Source organism: Anaerotignum sp. MSJ-24, from assembly GCF_018918145.1.
In the GTDB taxonomy this organism is placed as follows: domain Bacteria; phylum Bacillota; class Clostridia; order Lachnospirales; family Anaerotignaceae; genus Metalachnospira.
Window position 1 is genome coordinate 26097 of the sequence record NZ_JAHLPX010000007.1, and the last position, 17903, is coordinate 43999.

17 protein-coding genes are annotated in these 17903 nt (G+C 37.0%); 15 read left to right on the forward strand and 2 right to left on the reverse strand.

Going from position 1 to position 17903, the window contains the following annotated elements:
* Positions 1-14: 14 nt before the first annotated feature.
* Together KQI66_RS06415 and KQI66_RS06420 are read left to right on the forward strand one after the other, a co-directional pair.
* Positions 15-2174 carry a DUF2357 domain-containing protein gene (locus KQI66_RS06415; RefSeq protein ID WP_216427862.1) on the forward strand — a complete coding sequence of 720 codons (2160 nt, stop codon included), beginning with the start codon at positions 15-17 and terminating at the stop codon, positions 2172-2174.
* A gap of 111 nt (positions 2175-2285) precedes the next feature.
* Positions 2286-2492, forward strand: coding sequence for a DUF1858 domain-containing protein (locus KQI66_RS06420; RefSeq protein WP_216427863.1), 207 nt, complete (start codon positions 2286-2288; stop codon positions 2490-2492).
* Between the two features lie 38 nt (positions 2493-2530).
* Here the strand turns inward: KQI66_RS06420 and KQI66_RS06425 are convergent, their stop codons facing one another.
* Complete coding sequence (locus tag KQI66_RS06425; protein WP_216427864.1) at positions 2531-4453, reverse strand: ABC-F family ATP-binding cassette domain-containing protein; 1923 nt, start codon at positions 4451-4453, stop codon at positions 2531-2533.
* A 143-nt stretch (positions 4454-4596) separates the two neighbouring features.
* Between KQI66_RS06425 and KQI66_RS06430 the strand changes: the two genes are divergently transcribed.
* From KQI66_RS06430 to KQI66_RS06475, 10 genes are all read left to right on the forward strand, one after another.
* A complete protein-coding gene (locus KQI66_RS06430; RefSeq protein WP_216427865.1) occupies positions 4597-5244 on the forward strand; it encodes a redox-sensing transcriptional repressor Rex in 648 nt (215 codons plus the stop codon).
* Between the two features lie 189 nt (positions 5245-5433).
* The gene (locus KQI66_RS06435) at positions 5434-5952 is read left to right on the forward strand and encodes an O-acetyl-ADP-ribose deacetylase (protein ID WP_216427866.1); all 519 of its coding nucleotides are present in this window, start codon (positions 5434-5436) and stop codon (positions 5950-5952) included.
* Positions 5953-6308: 356 nt separating this feature from the next.
* Positions 6309-8597, forward strand: a complete 2289-nt coding sequence (locus KQI66_RS06440; RefSeq protein WP_216427867.1) for a copper amine oxidase N-terminal domain-containing protein — start codon at positions 6309-6311, stop codon at positions 8595-8597.
* Between the two features lie 422 nt (positions 8598-9019).
* Entirely contained in the window at positions 9020-9289 is a 270-nt protein-coding gene (locus tag KQI66_RS06445) for a hypothetical protein (protein WP_216427868.1), read from the forward strand.
* Complete coding sequence (locus tag KQI66_RS06450; RefSeq protein WP_216427869.1) at positions 9276-9971, forward strand: TIGR01906 family membrane protein; 696 nt, start codon at positions 9276-9278, stop codon at positions 9969-9971. The genes KQI66_RS06445 and KQI66_RS06450 overlap by 14 nt, the downstream gene beginning before the upstream one ends.
* Positions 9971-11005: a DUF2953 domain-containing protein gene (locus tag KQI66_RS06455; protein WP_216427870.1), complete on the forward strand. Its 1035-nt coding sequence runs from the start codon at positions 9971-9973 to the stop codon at positions 11003-11005. Before KQI66_RS06450 ends, KQI66_RS06455 begins: the two co-directional genes overlap by 1 nt.
* The gene (locus tag KQI66_RS06460; RefSeq protein ID WP_216427871.1) at positions 10995-11408 is read left to right on the forward strand and encodes a GerW family sporulation protein; all 414 of its coding nucleotides are present in this window, start codon (positions 10995-10997) and stop codon (positions 11406-11408) included. Before KQI66_RS06455 ends, KQI66_RS06460 begins: the two co-directional genes overlap by 11 nt.
* Position 11409: 1 nt before the next feature.
* Positions 11410-12597 carry a Card1-like endonuclease domain-containing protein gene (locus KQI66_RS06465; protein WP_216427872.1) on the forward strand — a complete coding sequence of 396 codons (1188 nt, stop codon included), beginning with the start codon at positions 11410-11412 and terminating at the stop codon, positions 12595-12597.
* A 29-nt stretch (positions 12598-12626) separates the two neighbouring features.
* Positions 12627-13190, forward strand: a complete 564-nt coding sequence (locus KQI66_RS06470) for a hypothetical protein (RefSeq protein WP_216427873.1) — start codon at positions 12627-12629, stop codon at positions 13188-13190.
* Positions 13191-13255: 65 nt separating this feature from the next.
* Positions 13256-13750: a hypothetical protein gene (locus KQI66_RS06475; RefSeq protein WP_216427874.1), complete on the forward strand. Its 495-nt coding sequence runs from the start codon at positions 13256-13258 to the stop codon at positions 13748-13750.
* A gap of 62 nt (positions 13751-13812) precedes the next feature.
* Here KQI66_RS06475 and ychF read toward each other — a convergent pair whose 3' ends face one another.
* Positions 13813-14910 carry a redox-regulated ATPase YchF gene (ychF, locus tag KQI66_RS06480; RefSeq protein ID WP_216427879.1) on the reverse strand — a complete coding sequence of 366 codons (1098 nt, stop codon included), beginning with the start codon at positions 14908-14910 and terminating at the stop codon, positions 13813-13815.
* Positions 14911-15150: 240 nt separating this feature from the next.
* Between ychF and KQI66_RS06485 the strand changes: the two genes are divergently transcribed.
* The 3 genes from KQI66_RS06485 (at position 15151) to KQI66_RS06495 (ending at position 17846) form a co-directional block, all read left to right on the forward strand.
* Complete coding sequence (locus KQI66_RS06485) at positions 15151-16155, forward strand: PDDEXK nuclease domain-containing protein (RefSeq protein WP_216428741.1); 1005 nt, start codon at positions 15151-15153, stop codon at positions 16153-16155.
* A 159-nt stretch (positions 16156-16314) separates the two neighbouring features.
* Positions 16315-17421 (forward strand): stage II sporulation protein P, encoded by a 1107-nt coding sequence (locus KQI66_RS06490; protein WP_216427881.1) that lies wholly within the window; start codon positions 16315-16317, stop codon positions 17419-17421.
* Between the two features lie 29 nt (positions 17422-17450).
* Positions 17451-17846: a putative ABC transporter permease gene (locus tag KQI66_RS06495; protein ID WP_216427882.1), complete on the forward strand. Its 396-nt coding sequence runs from the start codon at positions 17451-17453 to the stop codon at positions 17844-17846.
* The last annotated feature ends 57 nt before the right edge of the window (positions 17847-17903 follow it).

Below are 17903 nucleotides of genomic sequence, written 5' to 3' on the forward strand. Positions count from 1 at the left end.
AAGGGGATATCAACATGAAGTTATGCATAGTTAAGCCGGATGGTACTGTTGCAGAAATCTTCTTGCATGATCGCCAACCATCTTTCGAAGCATTTAATAATGAGCAACTATTTTTTGAAAATTATCAATACAAATTTATTTTATGTGAAACAGAAGAGTATGAAAATGCAGAGATATTTGTGGGAGACTATTTAGTACCTATACATTATAAAGCATCTATGGATTGGTATGAAACGGACAAAGCCTTAGTTTTTAGTGGTTGTTTTGATTTAGCATATATAAGTGTGTGTGTAAGTGAAAAAGAAGGGAGAGAAGATTACTTTTACACGGATTTTCTTCGAATTGCTACTACTAAACAAACAATAACACAAGTTGAACAGATGTTAGATGAAATAGAAAAAAACATTCCTAATTTTTTGGAGGTATGTTTTAGTCGTAACAAAAAACACTCAGGACTTAAGAATGATAGTACAAGATCTATTTGGAATACACTTAAATTGGTAGATGAAATTATAAAAGCTTATGAAGAGAATTATGATTCTTTTTTTAATCATAAAAAGTCATTTGTAGAATCTGTAGCCAGTATAGAAGATGTAAGATCAATGAGAGTAGTAAATCAAGAAAGTTTAAGGTGGATTGTATGCAATCCAGATAATCTTGTAAAAACTGATAAAAAAACTGGAATAAATTTTAATGGCCAAAATTATATGCCATCTAAAATAAAAACATATATATCAGAGTATTCTTATAATGTGTATGAAAATAGAGTTATATTAGGATTTTTAAAAAATGTTATTGAGTATTTAGAAAATCAAATTATAGGATTTGCTAAAGAAATTGTAGAAGTAGAAAATATACCTGAATCAATAGTCGCACAATTGCCAAATACACATGCACTTACAGGAAAATGTGTCTATGTTTATTATAAAGGTGTAGTGGACAGATTTTCTGAAAAAAAAGATATTTTGGAAGAAATATACTATAGATATGAAAAAATTCTGAAGTGTATTCCAGAGGATATATATGGATTGCCTAAGCTCACAAATACATTTAAACAAATTTATCATTATCGGATATGTTATGAATGTATGGCAAAATGGTTTAAAGCAGGAGATTATACTTTTGATCATTTAAATTATTTATTTAAACTTAAAACATTAAGCCGTATTTTTGAATACTATTGTTTGATAAAGATTCAAAATTCAATTTCTTTGTGTGGCTTTATTTTGCGAAATTCGGATAGAATCATATATGATGTAGAAGATGATTCTGAAAATATTAATAACCAGTATATATTTGAAGGCAATGGATATGAAATAACATTATTATATGAACCATCTATTTGGATAGATAGAAGTAATAAATATACTAATTTGTATTCAACAGGTTACAATTTTATAAAAAGTAAGTGGAATGATAGATGGACACCAGATTTTGTATTAAAAATATCAGGTGACTATAAAGATTACTATTATATATTGGATGCTAAATATTCAAATTTTTATAATGTAAAAAGACGATATATTCCGGAATTAGTTTTAAAATATGGAACACAAATAGCATCTAAAGACAAGTTTTTTTCAGATGTAATAGGAATTGGAGCGATATATCCCGATAAAGAAGATAAAATATATTATTTTAAGAAAAATTTAATTAGCTCACAGAAATGTGCACTTCCACAATACTTTTCGTTGTCAATTGTTGATGGGGATTTTGGAACGCAAATGCTTAGAGAACAAGTGGAAAAATTATTTAAAGTTGTTGATATACTTGAGAAGAAATGCGAGAATATAGATTTTTCTAAAAAAGAAATGAGTTTGAATAATTTTGAAATGGAGCATAAGAAGATAGAGAATGAGCCAAAGGTAGTTGTAGAGAAAAAAGAGGAAAATGATGGCTATAATATTAATGTGAGTGGAAAAAATTGTTTTTATTATGCAAAAAATATCTGCCTCTGCCAAAAAAAAACATGTACAATTATTAACGATTCATGTGAACATTATATTCCTAAAAAATATAGAGAACTACTAAAGGAAGACAGCTGTAGAAATTTAATTCAATATGTGAAACGAAACAAACCAAATGGTAGGGTAGAATGTTCAATTTCAGGTCTGCCGGGGTGTATTGGTGTCGAACAATGCAAATTTTATTTAAAAAAGAATATATACAAATAAATTTTTTATTTATATCAATACAAAAATGGTTTGTAATATTAACGATATTGGTTTATAATAAAATATACCGTAAAGGTTTATCCTAATCTTTTTAATAAGGAGGAAGTTTTAATGGACAAGAAAGTTACAAAGGATATGCTCATTGGAGATATGCTTGTTCTTGACAGAGGCATTGGCGTAATCCTTATGCAGTCAGGAATGCATTGTGTTGGATGTCCTTCATCAGCCGGTGAAACACTTGATGAAGCTTGTGCAGTTCACGGAATGGATTGTGACAAGGTTCTCGCTGACATTAACGAGTATCTTGCAAACAAATAATTGATAAAAATAAGGCGTGGTGTCCACGCCTTATTTTTTTACTGTATTTCCTCCCATTTTTCATACAGGTCTTCAAGCTTTGTTTCTAATACTGTTTTTTCATCAAACAGAGTTTTCAGCTTTTCGGTATCTGCATTTACTTCCGGAGTGAAAAGCAATTCGTCAAGCTCGGCTATACGGGCCTCTGTTTTTTCTATTTCGTCCTCAACCTTTTTGATTTCGTTGGCTTTTTTTCTCGCCTTTGCCTGTTCTTCTTTCTGCATGAGCCAGTCTGCCTTTGAATCGGAAACGGCTGTTGCTTTAACCGACTGCAATGCAGGCATATCGGCGGCATTTGCGGCGGCAAGTCTTTCTCTTTCGGCTTTTTTCTCCATATAGTAAGAATAGTTTCCGAGATACTGTGTAACGCCGTCCTTTGAAAGCTCAATTACTCTTTCAGCAGTTTTATCAATGAAATATCGGTCATGTGATATATATAAAACCGTACCTTCGTAGCTGTTAATTGCGTTTTCGAGAATTTCCTTTGAATACATATCCAAATGGTTTGTAGGCTCGTCCAAAATCAAGAAGTTTGATTTGGAGAGCATTATTTTTGCCAACGAAACACGGCCCTTTTCGCCACCGGAAAGAGTTCCGATTGTTTTGAAAACATCATCGTTTGTGAAAACGAATGCCGCAAGCACACTTCGTATTTCGCCGTTGGTCATGTTTGGGTAAGCATTGTGTATCTCATCAAAAATAGTGTTTCTGTCGTCAAGCTCATGGTGCTCCTGGTCATAATATCCGGGATATACATTCACGCCTAAAGTTGTTTTTCCGGATTTGGGAGCCAATTCACCGAGTATTATTTTGAAAAGTGTACTTTTGCCTATTCCGTTTGGCCCGATTATTGCAACCTTTTCACCACGCTTTATTTCAAAGGTTACATTTGAAAAAAGCTTGTTGTTGTCAAATGCCATTGACAGAGAATCTACCGAAAGCACATCGTTGCCGCTCTGTATTCTCGGCGTAAGACGGAAGTGCATTTTTTCGGGGAGATTTTCCGGCTTTTCTATTTTCTCCATCTTGTTGAGTGCCTTTTCACGGCTTTCGGCACGCTTTATGGATTTTTCCCTATTGAACTGGCGGAGAGTTTTTATAACCTCTTCCTGATGTTTTATTTCCTTCTGCTGGTCGGCATATTGTTTGAGTTGTGCAGCTCTTATAACCTCTTTCTGCGAAATAAAGAAAGAATAGTTTCCGTTGTAAACAGTTGAACAGCGGTTTTCTATTTCAATTATTTTTGTAACTGTTTTGTCAAGAAAATATCGGTCATGTGATATTATAAGTACAGAACCGGTATAGCCTTTGAGAAAGTCCTCAAGCCACTGTATGGACTCAATATCCAAATGGTTTGTAGGCTCGTCCAGAAGAAGTAAATCCGGCTTCATAAGAAGAAGCTTGCCTAAAAAGACACGGGTTTTCTGTCCGCCGGAAAGAGTACAGACCTTCTGCGAATATTCTTCCTCGGTAAAGCCAAGGCCCTTGAGAACACCGTTTATACGGCTCTGGTAGCTGTATCCGTCCGATTCCTCAAATTCATGCTGAAGTCTTGAATACTGCTCCATGAATGAATTGTATTCCTTCTGCGGAACATTCGGCATTTCAAGCTCCATTTCGCGAAGCTTTTCTTCGGTCTTAAAAACAGACTCAAATACAGACAGCATTTCTTCATGTATTGTTTTTTCGGAACGTATGTCTATGTTCTGTTCAAGATAACCGATGGTTGTTCCCTTCGGAATATAAAGCTGTCCGCCATCATAGGAAATGGTGTCGGTTATTATTTTAAAAAGCGTTGTTTTTCCGGCACCGTTTACGCCGACGATAGCAGCTTTTTCCTTTTCTTCAAGATTAAAGCTTATTTTTTCAAGGATAACATCCGTTCCGTAGCTTTTGGATATATCCTTACATGCAAGTATCATATTTGTTTCACTCCGATAATTAGAAATTTTATTAGTTAAATTATAGCAGATATTTTACTCTAAGGAAAGACTAAGGATTGACAATCTCTTATTTAAAGTGATATACTATTAACAATAAGTTTGGCGTGAAGGAGACTTTTAAAATGGATGGCGAAAAGAAAATATCAAGTGCTGTAATTAACAGACTGCCTCGCTATTATAGATACCTTGGGGATTTGCTTGAAAGCGACATAACAAGAATATCATCTAAGGAACTTAGTGAAAAAATGAACATAACAGCAAGCCAAATTCGTCAGGATCTTAACAACTTTGGTGGCTTTGGTCAGCAGGGTTATGGATATAATGTTGAATATTTATATAATGAGATAAAGAAAATTCTTGGTTTGGACAGAGTGTACAATCTTATTGTTGTCGGCGGCGGTAATATCGGACAGGCTCTTGTTAATTACACAAGCTTTGAAAAAAGAGGCTTTGTTATTACGGCGGTGTTTGACGTAAATCCGAGACTTATCGGTATGTCTATTAGAGGCATTGAAATTTACGATGTTGACACAATGGAGGAATATGTTAAGAATAACAGTGTTGATGTTGCTATTCTTACTCTTCCCAGATCGCAGGCATCTAAGATCGCAACCGACCTTGCCGAATGGGGTGTTAAGGGAATATGGAACTTCTCACATGTTGACCTTGATTTGCCTAAAGAGGTTGTTGTCGAAAATGTTCATCTTACAGACAGCCTTATGACACTTCTTTATAAAATAAACGAAGTGAATAACGAATCTGAAGCTTAATTCTTTAATAGCTGTATATTATTACGGAACTGAAGAGCTCTTAGCATTTATGTTAAGGCTCTTTTTGTATATTCGGACTTGTTTCCATAAAATTTATATCAAAAATTCGTTATAATTGTTTACGAAACGACAAAAAAGATATAGAATATATATTGAAATTTAATTTTACTGCATGAAGGAGGAAATATAATGGGCAAATTTTCGATTGTTAAGGGTGACATAGTTAAGTCAAAAACTGATGCGATTGTTAATGCGGCTAATACTTCTCTTTTAGGCGGCGGCGGTGTAGACGGAGCTATTCACAGAGCCGCAGGCAAGGAGCTTCTTGCCGAGTGCGAAAAGCTGGGCGGTTGCAAAACAGGCGAGGCAAAAATCACTAAAGGATATAAGCTTAATGCAAAATATGTTATACATACTCCCGGACCCATATGGCGCGGCGGCGGCAAGGGCGAAGACGAGCTTCTTGCGTCCTGCTATAAAAACTGTCTCAAGCTTGCTGTTGAAAATAATATAAAAACAATCGCCTTTCCGTCAATAAGCACAGGTGTTTACAGATTTCCTGTTGAACAGGCGGCAGAGATAGCTGTGAACGAAATACTCGGATTTTTATATGAGCATGATGAAATAGACAGCGTTACAATGGTATGCTATGATGAAAACACATATAAGGTTTATAAAAAGGCATACGAAAACGCATTGAAAAAATAAATATAGGCAATTTGATTTTCCCGATACTTTGTATCGGGATTTTTTTGTGTACCTATTTGATTGTTTGCCGATCAGGGAAAATGTCAAACCGATATGCTCGCATATCGGTGAAAAAAGCAAGGCTGTGGATAAAGGTATAAATGCCAATGTTACAGTTATGTTACAAAACGCCCAAAACCCTTGACATTTTTCCGGGGGGGGTAAAATAAACATATACTAATTGATAGATATGTGCATGTTGTACATTGTGCATAACCGTTTACCCGACAAAATGGAAGAAAACAAGGTACTTTATGAATGTATCGGTCAATTTGTATAAGCCAATACGTACATTTAAAATTAAAGGAGGAAATAAGATGAAAAGAAAATTGGCATTACTTATTGCTGCTGTAATGACAGTAGCAATGGTACCCGCAACAGCTTTCGCATCAACAAAGCTTACAGCAGTTGATGAAATCACAGTTGCTACAGATAAGATCTTCACATCAAGAGTTGAGCTTTCAAAGAGCAATGACCAGGTAGACGTCACAGAAACTTACAAATATACAGGTAAGAATGCTGCTGGCGATTCTGTTTCTGATGTTGATGCATTTGATGTTTATGTAACACTTACAAACGGTACATTTGCATACGAAGATGATGATGATGACAAAGCACGTTCAATGGAAGTTGCAGCTAACATGAAGGAAGCTAAAGGTATTCTTGATGTAGATGTACAGAGTGACACAAAGGCTAAGATCACTCTTAATGCTAAAATGTTCAATGGCAAACATACAGGCTCAGAAACTTGCGTACTTCCCTTAATCGTTAAGGCTGGCGAAGTAGGCGATGTAGTTGCTACATTCACAAGCAACGTAAAAGCATTCAAGAAGGCTTCAGAAGTAATCGCAACAGCTCAGACCGGTAAGGTTACAATTGAATCTGAAGGCGTTAAGACTTTCGTTGAAGATGCAGACGATGAAAAAGAAATTAAAGACATCACAATCAAAGAGCTTACACCCGCTGTACTTGCAGGCGAAGACATCAAACTTAAGCTTAGCGGAAACTGGGAGTTCGCAGAAGCAGGTGATGTTACATTCCTTAACGAATCTGGTGTAAAAGCAACAGCTAGTCGTGTATCTGGTAAAGACAACGAAATCGTAATCACATTTGATGAAACAGGTTTCACACCAAATATGCTTACAGAAATGACTATTTCAGGCATTAAATTAAAGGCTACTAAGAAATGCAAAGCTGGAGATGTAGCTACAATTACAGTATCTTCAAATCCTGAAGAAGGTTCTAAGGAATTCTCAAACGTTAAGCTTGAGGTTGCTAAGATGGTAAAAGAAGCTGTAACATACTCAGTTGAAGACAAAGACCTTCCTGTAATCTGGTCAGGTGCTTACAACGATGATGAGAACACACTTAAGGTATCAGTTGAAGAAAACACAGGCGATATCCTTAACACATCAAGAAAAGCTACATTCACATTCCCTGAAGGAATCAAAATAGCAGGTTATAAATTTGATGGTGTTAGTAACGCTTTAGATGCTGAAGTAGATGACAATGTTTTAACAATTAAGAATTACTCAAAGAATGAAGAATCTGATAAAACAGATTTTGATGTTGAATTTATTCTTAACGCAGCACCTACATTCACAGGTGATGTAAATGTTGTTCTTGGCGGTCAGTTTGATGACGTAACACTTAAGGTAGCTACAGTTAAGGCTCCTTACACAATTACAGCTAAGACAAGCGAAGTACTTATCGACTACAGATATGTACCTGTAAACGATATCGTTATTACAGAAGCTGAAGAAGGTATCCTTGAAGAAGATGACAAGATTATTCTTGGCGTTGAAAAGATGGACTTCGAGGATGCTGGTAAAGTAGAAGTTACAGAAGGCGACATCGATGTTGATGTAGATATCGATGAAGATGGTCCTGATGCTTACCTTCTTGAATCAGCACGTAATAAGGCTTTACTTACAGTAACAGTTAAAGATGAGTCAACAGAGGCTTCAACAATCGTTATTAGCGGTCTTGAACTTTACCTTGACAGAACTCTCCCTGTAGGCGGATACGCTCTTCAGAATATCGGTGGATGGACAGAGGACAGACAGGAAAATGAATATAAGCCTGCAAACATTCTTTGGGAAAACTCTTCACCTATCAAAGAATTTTATGATGATGAAGAAGCTGCAATCTTCAAGTACAAAGCAGTTACAGTAAACGACAGCTATGTTGACGTAATCACATCAGCTCGTGACCAGGATGACTCAACAACAAACAAGAAGATCATCATCACAGTTGGTGCTTCAACAATGGCAGTTGGAACAGAAACAGTTAACCTTGACGCTCCCGCATACATCAACAGCGAAAACTACACAATGCTTCCTGTAAGAGCAATCTCAGAAGCATTCGGTGCAACAGTTAACTGGGATGCAGCATCAAGAACAGTAACAGTACTCAGCGGACAGAGAATCATTTCTATGACAATCGGTTCAAGAACAATGTACATCAACGGTACACCTGTTGCAATGAACACAACAGCAGCTATCGTAAACGACAGAACATTTATCCCTGTAAGAGATCTTGCTAACTCACTTGGTATCAGTGCAATCAACTGGACAGAAGCTTCTGGCACAGTAACACTTAACTAATTGTTCTGTACAAATTAATTTAAGGTAATTAAAATTAAAGCCAATTTTAATTATATGGGACCGAGGTCTCCGGGAAACCGGAGGCCTCAATTTTTTTGGGCGTGTACGCCCTAAGGCAAAAACTAATCGTTTTTGCCTTGTTTTAAATTAAGGTATGAATTAATAATTTCAATAAATTTTGAAAAATTTTTGAAATTATCAATTCTCCTCGACGGGAGTGAATCCCGTCTGCGGATTCCACTCGGGAAACCTTAGGTTTCCCGTACCCTTCCTCCTAAGAAAATTATAGGAATGTGGATTCAGGTCAGGAACTTTACTAATCTGTTTCGCTTAGTAAAGTCAATAATAAAACTTTTTATATTTGTTTTCAAAGCATATAAAATTTGGTATACTAAATTATATATGCTTAGGCAGGTGATATTATGGAGTTTTCGGAAGATATTTTTGTCGGCGGCAGTATTACCGATGAAGAGGATATTATATTCAAATTGAAAAACGGCGAATTTCCGACAGATGTTTATTGCGTGTGCAGATGTCCGGAAGGTAAATTCCGATACGAAATAATGTCGTGCCGGGAGCTTAAAAAGGAGCTTCGCAGAAAGCATTTTGTTATCTGCGGTATCGGAGGCAGTAAGTCGGAGGCCTTCGAGATATTCAGAACAATAGTGGAGGAAACAGATGAATTTGCTTAAAAAGCCGCTGACGGCTTTGTGTGCTGTTGCGGTTGTTATAACATTACTGCTTACGGTTGTTGCAAATGTTGTTTTCGGCGATATTAATTATTATCAGCGAGAATTTGAAAAATATAATGTTACCGAAAATATAGATATGTCAATGGAGGATATAATGTCCGTAATGAAGGAGCTTATGGATTATCTGCATGATGACAGGGAGAATCTTGAAGGCATAGAAACAACGGTAAACGGAAAACACGTTATGTTTTTTACGGATAGGGAAAAAACACATATGGCAGACTGCAAGGTGCTTTTTGACGGCGGTTTTGCCATAAGAAATGTTTCGTTTGGAATTTTTGCTGTGCTTTTGGTAATATTGATAATAACCAAAAGCTTTGATTACAGATTCTTTTTGAAAAGCTGTGGTGTTTTTTCGGTATGTATACTGGCGTTGTTCGTGTTTATCGCAATAGCGGCGTCTATAAATTTTGATGCCTGCTTTGAAATTTTTCATAAAATATTTTTTAATAATGACTTGTGGATATTTGATCCGGCAGAGGATCTTATTATAAATGTGCTTGTAGAGGAGCTTTTTATGGATATTGCTCTCAAAATAGGTATTTGGTGCATGGCAATTCTTGCGGCGTTCACTGCCTGCGGAGCGTATTTGTTTATTAAGGATAAAAAGAGGGTAGCTTGATGTCGGTATTGATTAAAATACTTAAGTTCATAGGCAAAGCTTTGTTATGGGTGCTTGCTGTAATATTGGTCATACTGGCTGTTATACTTATATGCCCTGTAAAATATGAGATAAAAGGCGAAAAATACGAAAATATATCGTTTAAAGGTCGTATAAAGTTGTTTTTTGGAATACTCACCGTCAAATTTAAAGCAAGCGCAAAAGGGCTTGACGGTATAAAGATTGAACTTTTCGGAAAAAAGCTTGGTGGCAAAAATAGAAATAAGAATAAAAATAATGAGAGTGAAACAGCTCAAAAAAAAACAGAACCTAACGATAGCCAAAATGAAAAGCCGGAGGCTGAACCGGAGAAAAAGTCTGAAAATGAGCCGGCTAAAGCAGAAGAAAAGACTGAAACAGCAGAAACAACAGAAAAACCGAAGCCGGCTGAGACTGTAAAAAAAGTATCTGACGAATGGAACGACAAAAAGCCGACGGGCAATTCTGCCAAGGTAAGAAGAATTAAGCTGTCCGATGCGGAAAAAAATATTGCCGAAAACAAAAAGAAGGAAACAGCGGTCAAAAAAATAAGTCTGTCTGAAGAGGAAAAGGCAGAAAGAAAAGATGAAAAGACTGATACTGATAGCGAAAAGAATAAAGAAGAAAAAACGGAAAAGCTTGATTTGGATTATTTTATAAAAATGCCTATGGCAGATAAAAAACAGCTTTTTAAGGCTGTCGTTAAGCTCCTTAAGTCGCTTTTGAAGGGCATAAAGCCCGATGATTTTTATGTTAAGGGTGACATCGGATTTGAGGATCCGTCAACAACGGCGGAAATAGTCGGAGCGGCATATGCAATCGGCGGCATACTGAATAAGAAAATTGAGCTTAAGGCTGTGTTTGATAAGGAAATACTGCAAGGCGAAGCTTATGCAAAAGGAAAAATAATACCAATATATATGCTTGTATGCCTTATAAGGTTTGTATTGACAAAGCAGGTTAGAAAAATAATAAAAATATATTTGAAGGGTTCAGGTGATAAAAATGGCAAATGAAGTTGGAAACAATCTTGATATTTTATTTAATAAAATGGAAAACTTTATTTCTTCGAAAACTGTTGTCGGTGATGCCGTAAAGGTCGGAGAGGTTACACTTATTCCGCTTGTTGACGTTAATGTAGGTGTTGCCGCAGGAGCAGGAGAAAAGGGTCAGGGTGGCGGCGGACTTGGTGCAAAAATTATGCCGAGTGCAGTTATTGCCATTTATAACGGAAACGTTCAGCTTATAAATATCAAAAATCAGGATGCAATAAGCAAGCTCATAGATATGGCGCCAGGTATCGTATCAAAGCTTAATTTCGGCTCTGCCTTCGGCAAAAAATCCGAGGATAAAGAGGATGTCGAAGAAGAGGTTGTTGAGAAGAAGGTAAGATTTGAAGGGAAAACGGTAACGGAATGATATGACGCTTATAGAGTTTTTTGATAAGGATACTATAAAAAATATACTTGCGGTGCTTACACTTGAGCCGGACAGAGTTGTATATATTTATGATGATGCGATAAAGGATAAAAAATATTTTGATGCATTGAATAAGTGTTTTAAAAAACATATTCCTCAGATACGAGTTGAAGCTGTTGCGGTGAATAACAACAGTGTTTCGGATATATATGAAAAAACAATGAGTATTATTGACAGCGACAAGGACTGCATGATGGAGCTTACCGGCGGAAGTGAGCTTATGATGATTGCCGGACATAAGGCAGGTTCGGAGCGAAAAATACAAATGCTGTATACAGATATTGCCGCCGGAACAATAACCGATATTGAAAATCCGGAATGGGTTAAAGAAACGGCTGTGCTTACGCTTGATGATTTCATTGACGCAAAGGGTGCTGCGTATGCCGGCGGAATGCACAATGAACCGGAAGAAAGAGATTTTGATAAAATACTTGAAATGTCGAGATATTTGTTCAGAAATCTCAGAGAATGGCGGTTTACCTGTATCTATTTGCAGGCGGTTAGTGCCGCAGCTGATAACAAAATGAAAATTTCAGCAAATACTCCGTTTCTGCATAAGGACGGCAGAAAATATCACCCGGACAGAAATATACTCGAAATGTTTGAAAAATGCGGCTTTATTAAAAATCTTTATATAACCGAAAACAGGGTAAACTTTTCATATGTTTTTCCGGAAGCGAGAGTTTATCTGACTACATACGGCTTATGGCTTGAAATGTATGTCTTTATAAGTGCGAAAAGAACCGGAGAATTTTCAGATGTCAAGCTCGGAACAATGATAGATTGGGACGCATATGACGAGAATGATACGGTAGGAAATGAGATTGATGTAATACTTATGGAAAAATCAATACCGATATTCGTTTCGTGCAAGCTAAGAGAAATAAGCACACCGGATCTTAACGAGCTGTATATTGAAAAGAAAAGGCTTGGAGGCTGGTTTTCAAAGGGAGTTATTGTTACATCGGGCGATGATAAAATAAAGAAAACAGGAGTCTTTAAAAAAGCTGAAGAATTTGGTATAATAGTAATGGACAGAAAAGACATCAAGAGCAAAAATTATGGGGAACTGCTTTTTGATGCTGTTTCTTCACAGAATATCGTTGATATGAAGTGGAAAAGAGTCTGAAAAACAATAAGGAAGAGGGAAAATGATTAATGAGTTCTAACGGTAATAAGCAGAGAGTTCCGTTCTACTGCTCTTGGATTGTGATTGTAATTGCGGCTGTTATTTTGTGGCCACTGGCTGTGCTTCTTGTTTGGAAAAGGGGACAGTATGACAGAAAGCTTGGATTAAATCTCGGTCTTGTTTCTATGGTGTTCGGTGTTATACTTATCATTCTTGCCATAGCTATTTCTTACATTGCCGGAGATACAATGGTCTGGGCAAAGTTTATGTCAAAGCTTAATCCCGTATTTGCACCTATGGCATATATTTTCGGTGAATCATATGTTACATACTGTGCATTCTACGGAATCATAGGCGTTGTGTTTGCAAGAATGGGCTATGAAGGCTATAAAAAATCAAAGGTATATACTAAATATGTAGACCTTATCGAAAACCATGGCGTATGTATGGTTTCGATGCTTGCGGACGAAATCGGTACACCGGAGGTTGACGTAATCAAAACACTTGAGAAAATGTTCAAAAAAGGCTTCCTGCCGGATTACGAGCTGACACACAATAACAAAAAGGTCGTTAAAAAACCGAGAAGAGTATAATAGACTTGGCGTTGATGAATTTCAACGCCATATTTATATCAATAAAATTATTTTGGAGGCTAATAATGAAAAAATATATTGCTTTAATATCAGCGGTTGTGCTTGCTTTTTCGCTTTCGGCCTGTGGAGGAAAAAATAAGTCTGACAATTCAAATGCCGATTCACAGACACAGCAGACCGATAGTACAGACAGTACGGCTTCGAACGATAACAGCGATACGGCACAGAGTGACACATCTTCATCAAAAATAACAAATGATGAAGTAAATAAATTGTCAGACAATGAATTTTATATTTTAAATTCGACAAGTAAAGGAATAACGGAATTTTATATTTCGCCTACCGGAAACAATGACTGGGGAAGCAGTCTTATTTCATCAACGGTCAGCAGTGGTTCAAAAATATTAGTATCGTTGGGAAGTACCGATTTAACAACAAGATACGATATTAGGGTTGTTGCCGATAATGGAGAAACAACGGAATATACAGGCTTTGATATGAAATCAACTGTGCAGATTACGTTCTATGACAATGCACAGTGCGATGTGGATTCAATATAATTGATATAACGAAAAAAACGCCGTACACAGTTAAGTGTACGGCTGTTTTGATATATACGATATTATACGTTAAATCTGAAAAGAATAACATCTCCGTCTTTTACGACATATTCCTTTCCTTCGGAACGGACAAGGCCCTGTTCTCTTGCGGCATTGTATGAGCCAAGACGCATAAGATCGTCATAGCTTACAACCTCTGCACGGATAAAGCCTTTCTCGAAATCGCTGTGGATTTTTCCGGCTGCGCCGGGAGCCTTTGTGCCTTTTGTTATTGTCCATGCCCTTGATTCTGTCGGTCCGGCTGTAAGATAGCTTATAAGGCCGAGAAGCTTGTAGCTTGCGGCAATAAGTCTGTCAAGACCGCTTGTTGATACACCAAGTGCGGCAAGAAATTCCTTTTTCTCATCGTCATCAAGCTCGGAAATTTCTTCTTCTATTTTAGCACAGAGAACAAATACCTCTGAACCTTCGTTTGCGGCATATTCACGAACCTGTTTAACATATTCGTTTGATTGTCCGTCATCTGCAAGGTCGTCCTCGCATACGTTTGCGGCATAAAGCACGGGCTTACCTGTAAGCAGTGTAAGAGAGTCAACAAATGCCTTTTCGTCATCATCATTAAGCTCTATAAGACGGGCAGGAGTACCTTCCTCAAGACCTTTTTTGAGCGTTTCGAGAACAGCAAGCTCTTTTTTAAGGCTCTTGTCGCTTTGTGCGGCTTTAACTGTTTTTGCGATTCTTCTTTCTATTATTTCAAGATCTGAGAATATAAGCTCGAGGTTTATTGTTTCAATATCTCTTACGGGATTAACCGAACCGTCAACATGAACAACATTGCTGTCTTCAAAACAACGTACAACATGAACGATTGCATCAACCTCACGAATGTGAGAAAGAAACTTGTTTCCGAGGCCTTCACCTTTGCTTGCACCCTTAACAAGACCGGCAATATCGACAAATTCGATAACGGCCGGAGTTATTTTTTCCGAGTTGTAAAGCTTGGCAAGGTTTGTGATTCTTTCGTCCGGTACAGAAACGATACCTACGTTTGGATCTATTGTACAGAAGGGATAGTTTGCGGCTTCTGCCTTTCCGAGAGTCATTGAATTAAAAAGTGTGCTTTTTCCGACATTAGGAAGTCCTACGATACCTAATTTCATAATATATTTCGTCCTTTCGTTTCTCTTATTATACGAAGTTAAATTCGTAAACTATATAGAGTATATCACAATTTCGTCCAATAAGAAAATATATTTTAAATATATCGCAAAAAGCCTGACAATAGCTACATTCATAAATAAATTTATCAATATGGAAGCGGAAAATTTTTTGTGCTATACTGGTTGTAATCTGCATTGAAAGGAGCGTTAAAATTGAACGATTTGACATATACTGATTCTATGATGAATGAAATCAGAGAATTGTTATTAAATGCACGTCAGCGAGTGGCGGTGCAAGTAAATACTGAATTGTTGTCTACTTATTGGAATATAGGAAAAGTAATTGTTGAGCATGAGCAGAAAAGTAATGCCCGGGCAGATTACGGAAAGCAGACCTTAAAGGAGCTTTCTAAGGAGCTGACAAAAGAATTTGGAAAAGGATTTTCTGTTTCTAATCTCCAATTTATGCGACGCTTCTATCAGAGCTATCAAATTCAACAGACAGTGTCTGTTAAATTGTCATGGTCGCATTATTGTGAGCTGTTGACGATTTCAGATTCGGATAAACGCAGCTTTTATGAAAAGGAGGCTATTAATTCCGGGTGGTCGATACGAGAACTAAAGCGGCAGATTTCCACTTCTCTCTATGAACGATTATTATTGTCAGAGGGAAAAACAAACAAAGAAACAGTCCTTGCTCTTGCGGAAAAAGGAATTGAAATGTCTATGCCATCAGATATAATCAAAGATCCTTATGTATTTGAATTTCTGGGCTTACCGGAAAATAAGCCTATGCTTGAAAGTGACCTTGAAAAAGCATTGGTCGAACAGATAGAAAAATTTCTGTTGGAATTAGGACGAGGTTTTATGTTTGTCGGAACACAGCAGCGTATTACCTTGAACAATACTCATTACTATGTAGATATGGTTTTTTATAATAAAATTCTCAGGGCATATGTGTTGATTGAATTAAAGACAACCAAGCTTATGCCGGAAGCTGCCGGACAGCTTAATATGTACCTGAACTACTATGCCGCAGAAGTTAATGATGAACATGATAATCCACCAATCGGAATTATTCTTTGTACGGATAAGGACAGTATAGCTGCCGAATATGCTCTCGGCGGTTTGTCCAACAACATTTTTGCTTCACGTTATGTTTCTTATATTCCGAATAAGGAGCAGTTAATTGCACAGGTTGAGGCTGTTTTGAATGAATGGCACAGGCCGGAAAAGAAAAAATAAAAATTATAATGGAAAAGACGGGACGGGGCAGTAAATAAACAGCCATAACGTCCCGTTTTTATATAACTCTGCTTTTATCACAATTTCGTCCAATAAGAAAATATATTTTGAAATATAGCCGACACATTCTGAATATATTGATTTGAGGGAGGAGATATATTGCAGAGATGGAGGTTTAATTACAGGCTCTTTATAAGAAAAAATATAGTCGGCTTGCTGGTTTTGGCTCTTTTCGGTATATCTGTTGCTGCATGGGACAATGACCTTACCCTTAAAACGATTGCACTTGCAGAGGTAATGCCTTATACTTCGGTAAATCTTGATACCGTAAAAAATGTACATAAGGCAGAGAAAAACGTGCAGACAAAGGAAACTGATATACCGACAACAACGAACAAGGACACAGATAAGGAGGAGAAGGAAAATAATGAACCTAAAACGATAAAGGACAACAGTGCGGTGTTTGTTATGAATGATGATGAAAAAAGAAATTACAGGGATATAAATTATCTCAAAAAGAATTTTTATACCGTTGCGGCAATTACGGATTTGCAGGAGGGCGATATAAAGCCGGAGGAATTTCTTGCAATGGATTTTTCGCTGAATACAGAGGAAAAAGGTCCTAAGGTGCTCATATTCCATACTCATTCGCATGAAGGCTATGCCGACAGCGATATGTCAAACGGGCTTGAAGACGGAATAATCGGCACAGGCGAAAGACTTAAGGATATTCTCGAAAATGATTACGGTATAGAAACAATGCACTGTACGCAAAGCTTTGATTATGTGGATTCAAAGATGACAACGACAGGCGCTTATGAAAGAATGGAGCCTGTTATAGAACAGATTTTGAAGGAAAATCCATCGATAGAAATAGCCATTGATCTGCACCGTGACGGCGTTAAGGACGAAACGGTGCGTCTTGTTACGCAGATAAATGACAAGCCTACGGCACAGCTTATGTTTTTTAACGGCATTTGCCGAATTTATGACGGTGACCGATTGATAAAAACAGCCGGTCTGGACAGCACGTATATAAATGAAAATCTTGCATTCAGTTTTTGTATGAAATATGCCGCCGATAAGCTTTATAGCGGTCTTGCAAGAAAGAATTATATAAACGCGTACAGATACAGCCTTAATATGCTGCCGAAATCTCTTCTGGTCGAGGTCGGAGCACAGACAAATACAAAGGAAGAGGCTATGAACGCAATGGAGCCTCTGGCGGAAATTTTGTACTCGGTAATAAATAAAAATAACACATAATTATAACGACCGAATGACAGAATACATATATGATAAAAAGATTTATATTATATGGATTTGCCGGATTAATTATGGAGGTGGTGTGGACGGGCCTGAACAGCTTGTACAGAGGCGATAAAAAGCTCGGATGCTATACCTCACTGTGGATGTTTCCCATATACGGAAGCGTAATATTTTTTGAGCCTATAATGAATATTATTGCAGGTCTGCCGATTATTGTAAGAGGAGTGACATATATGCTTTATATATTTGTGGCAGAATATTATTCGGGAACACTGCTCGGAAAAATTAATGCCTGCCCATGGGATTACAGCAACAGCAGATACAATGTGCAGAGCGTTATAAGGCTGGACTATGCACCGCTCTGGTTCGCTGTCGGATTGGGATTTGAAGCGGCATATAGATATTGTTTAATTAATCTTTAATATTTTACCCCTTCATTTTATTTGATTTTGTCGTATAATGTAAATATCGCAATGATC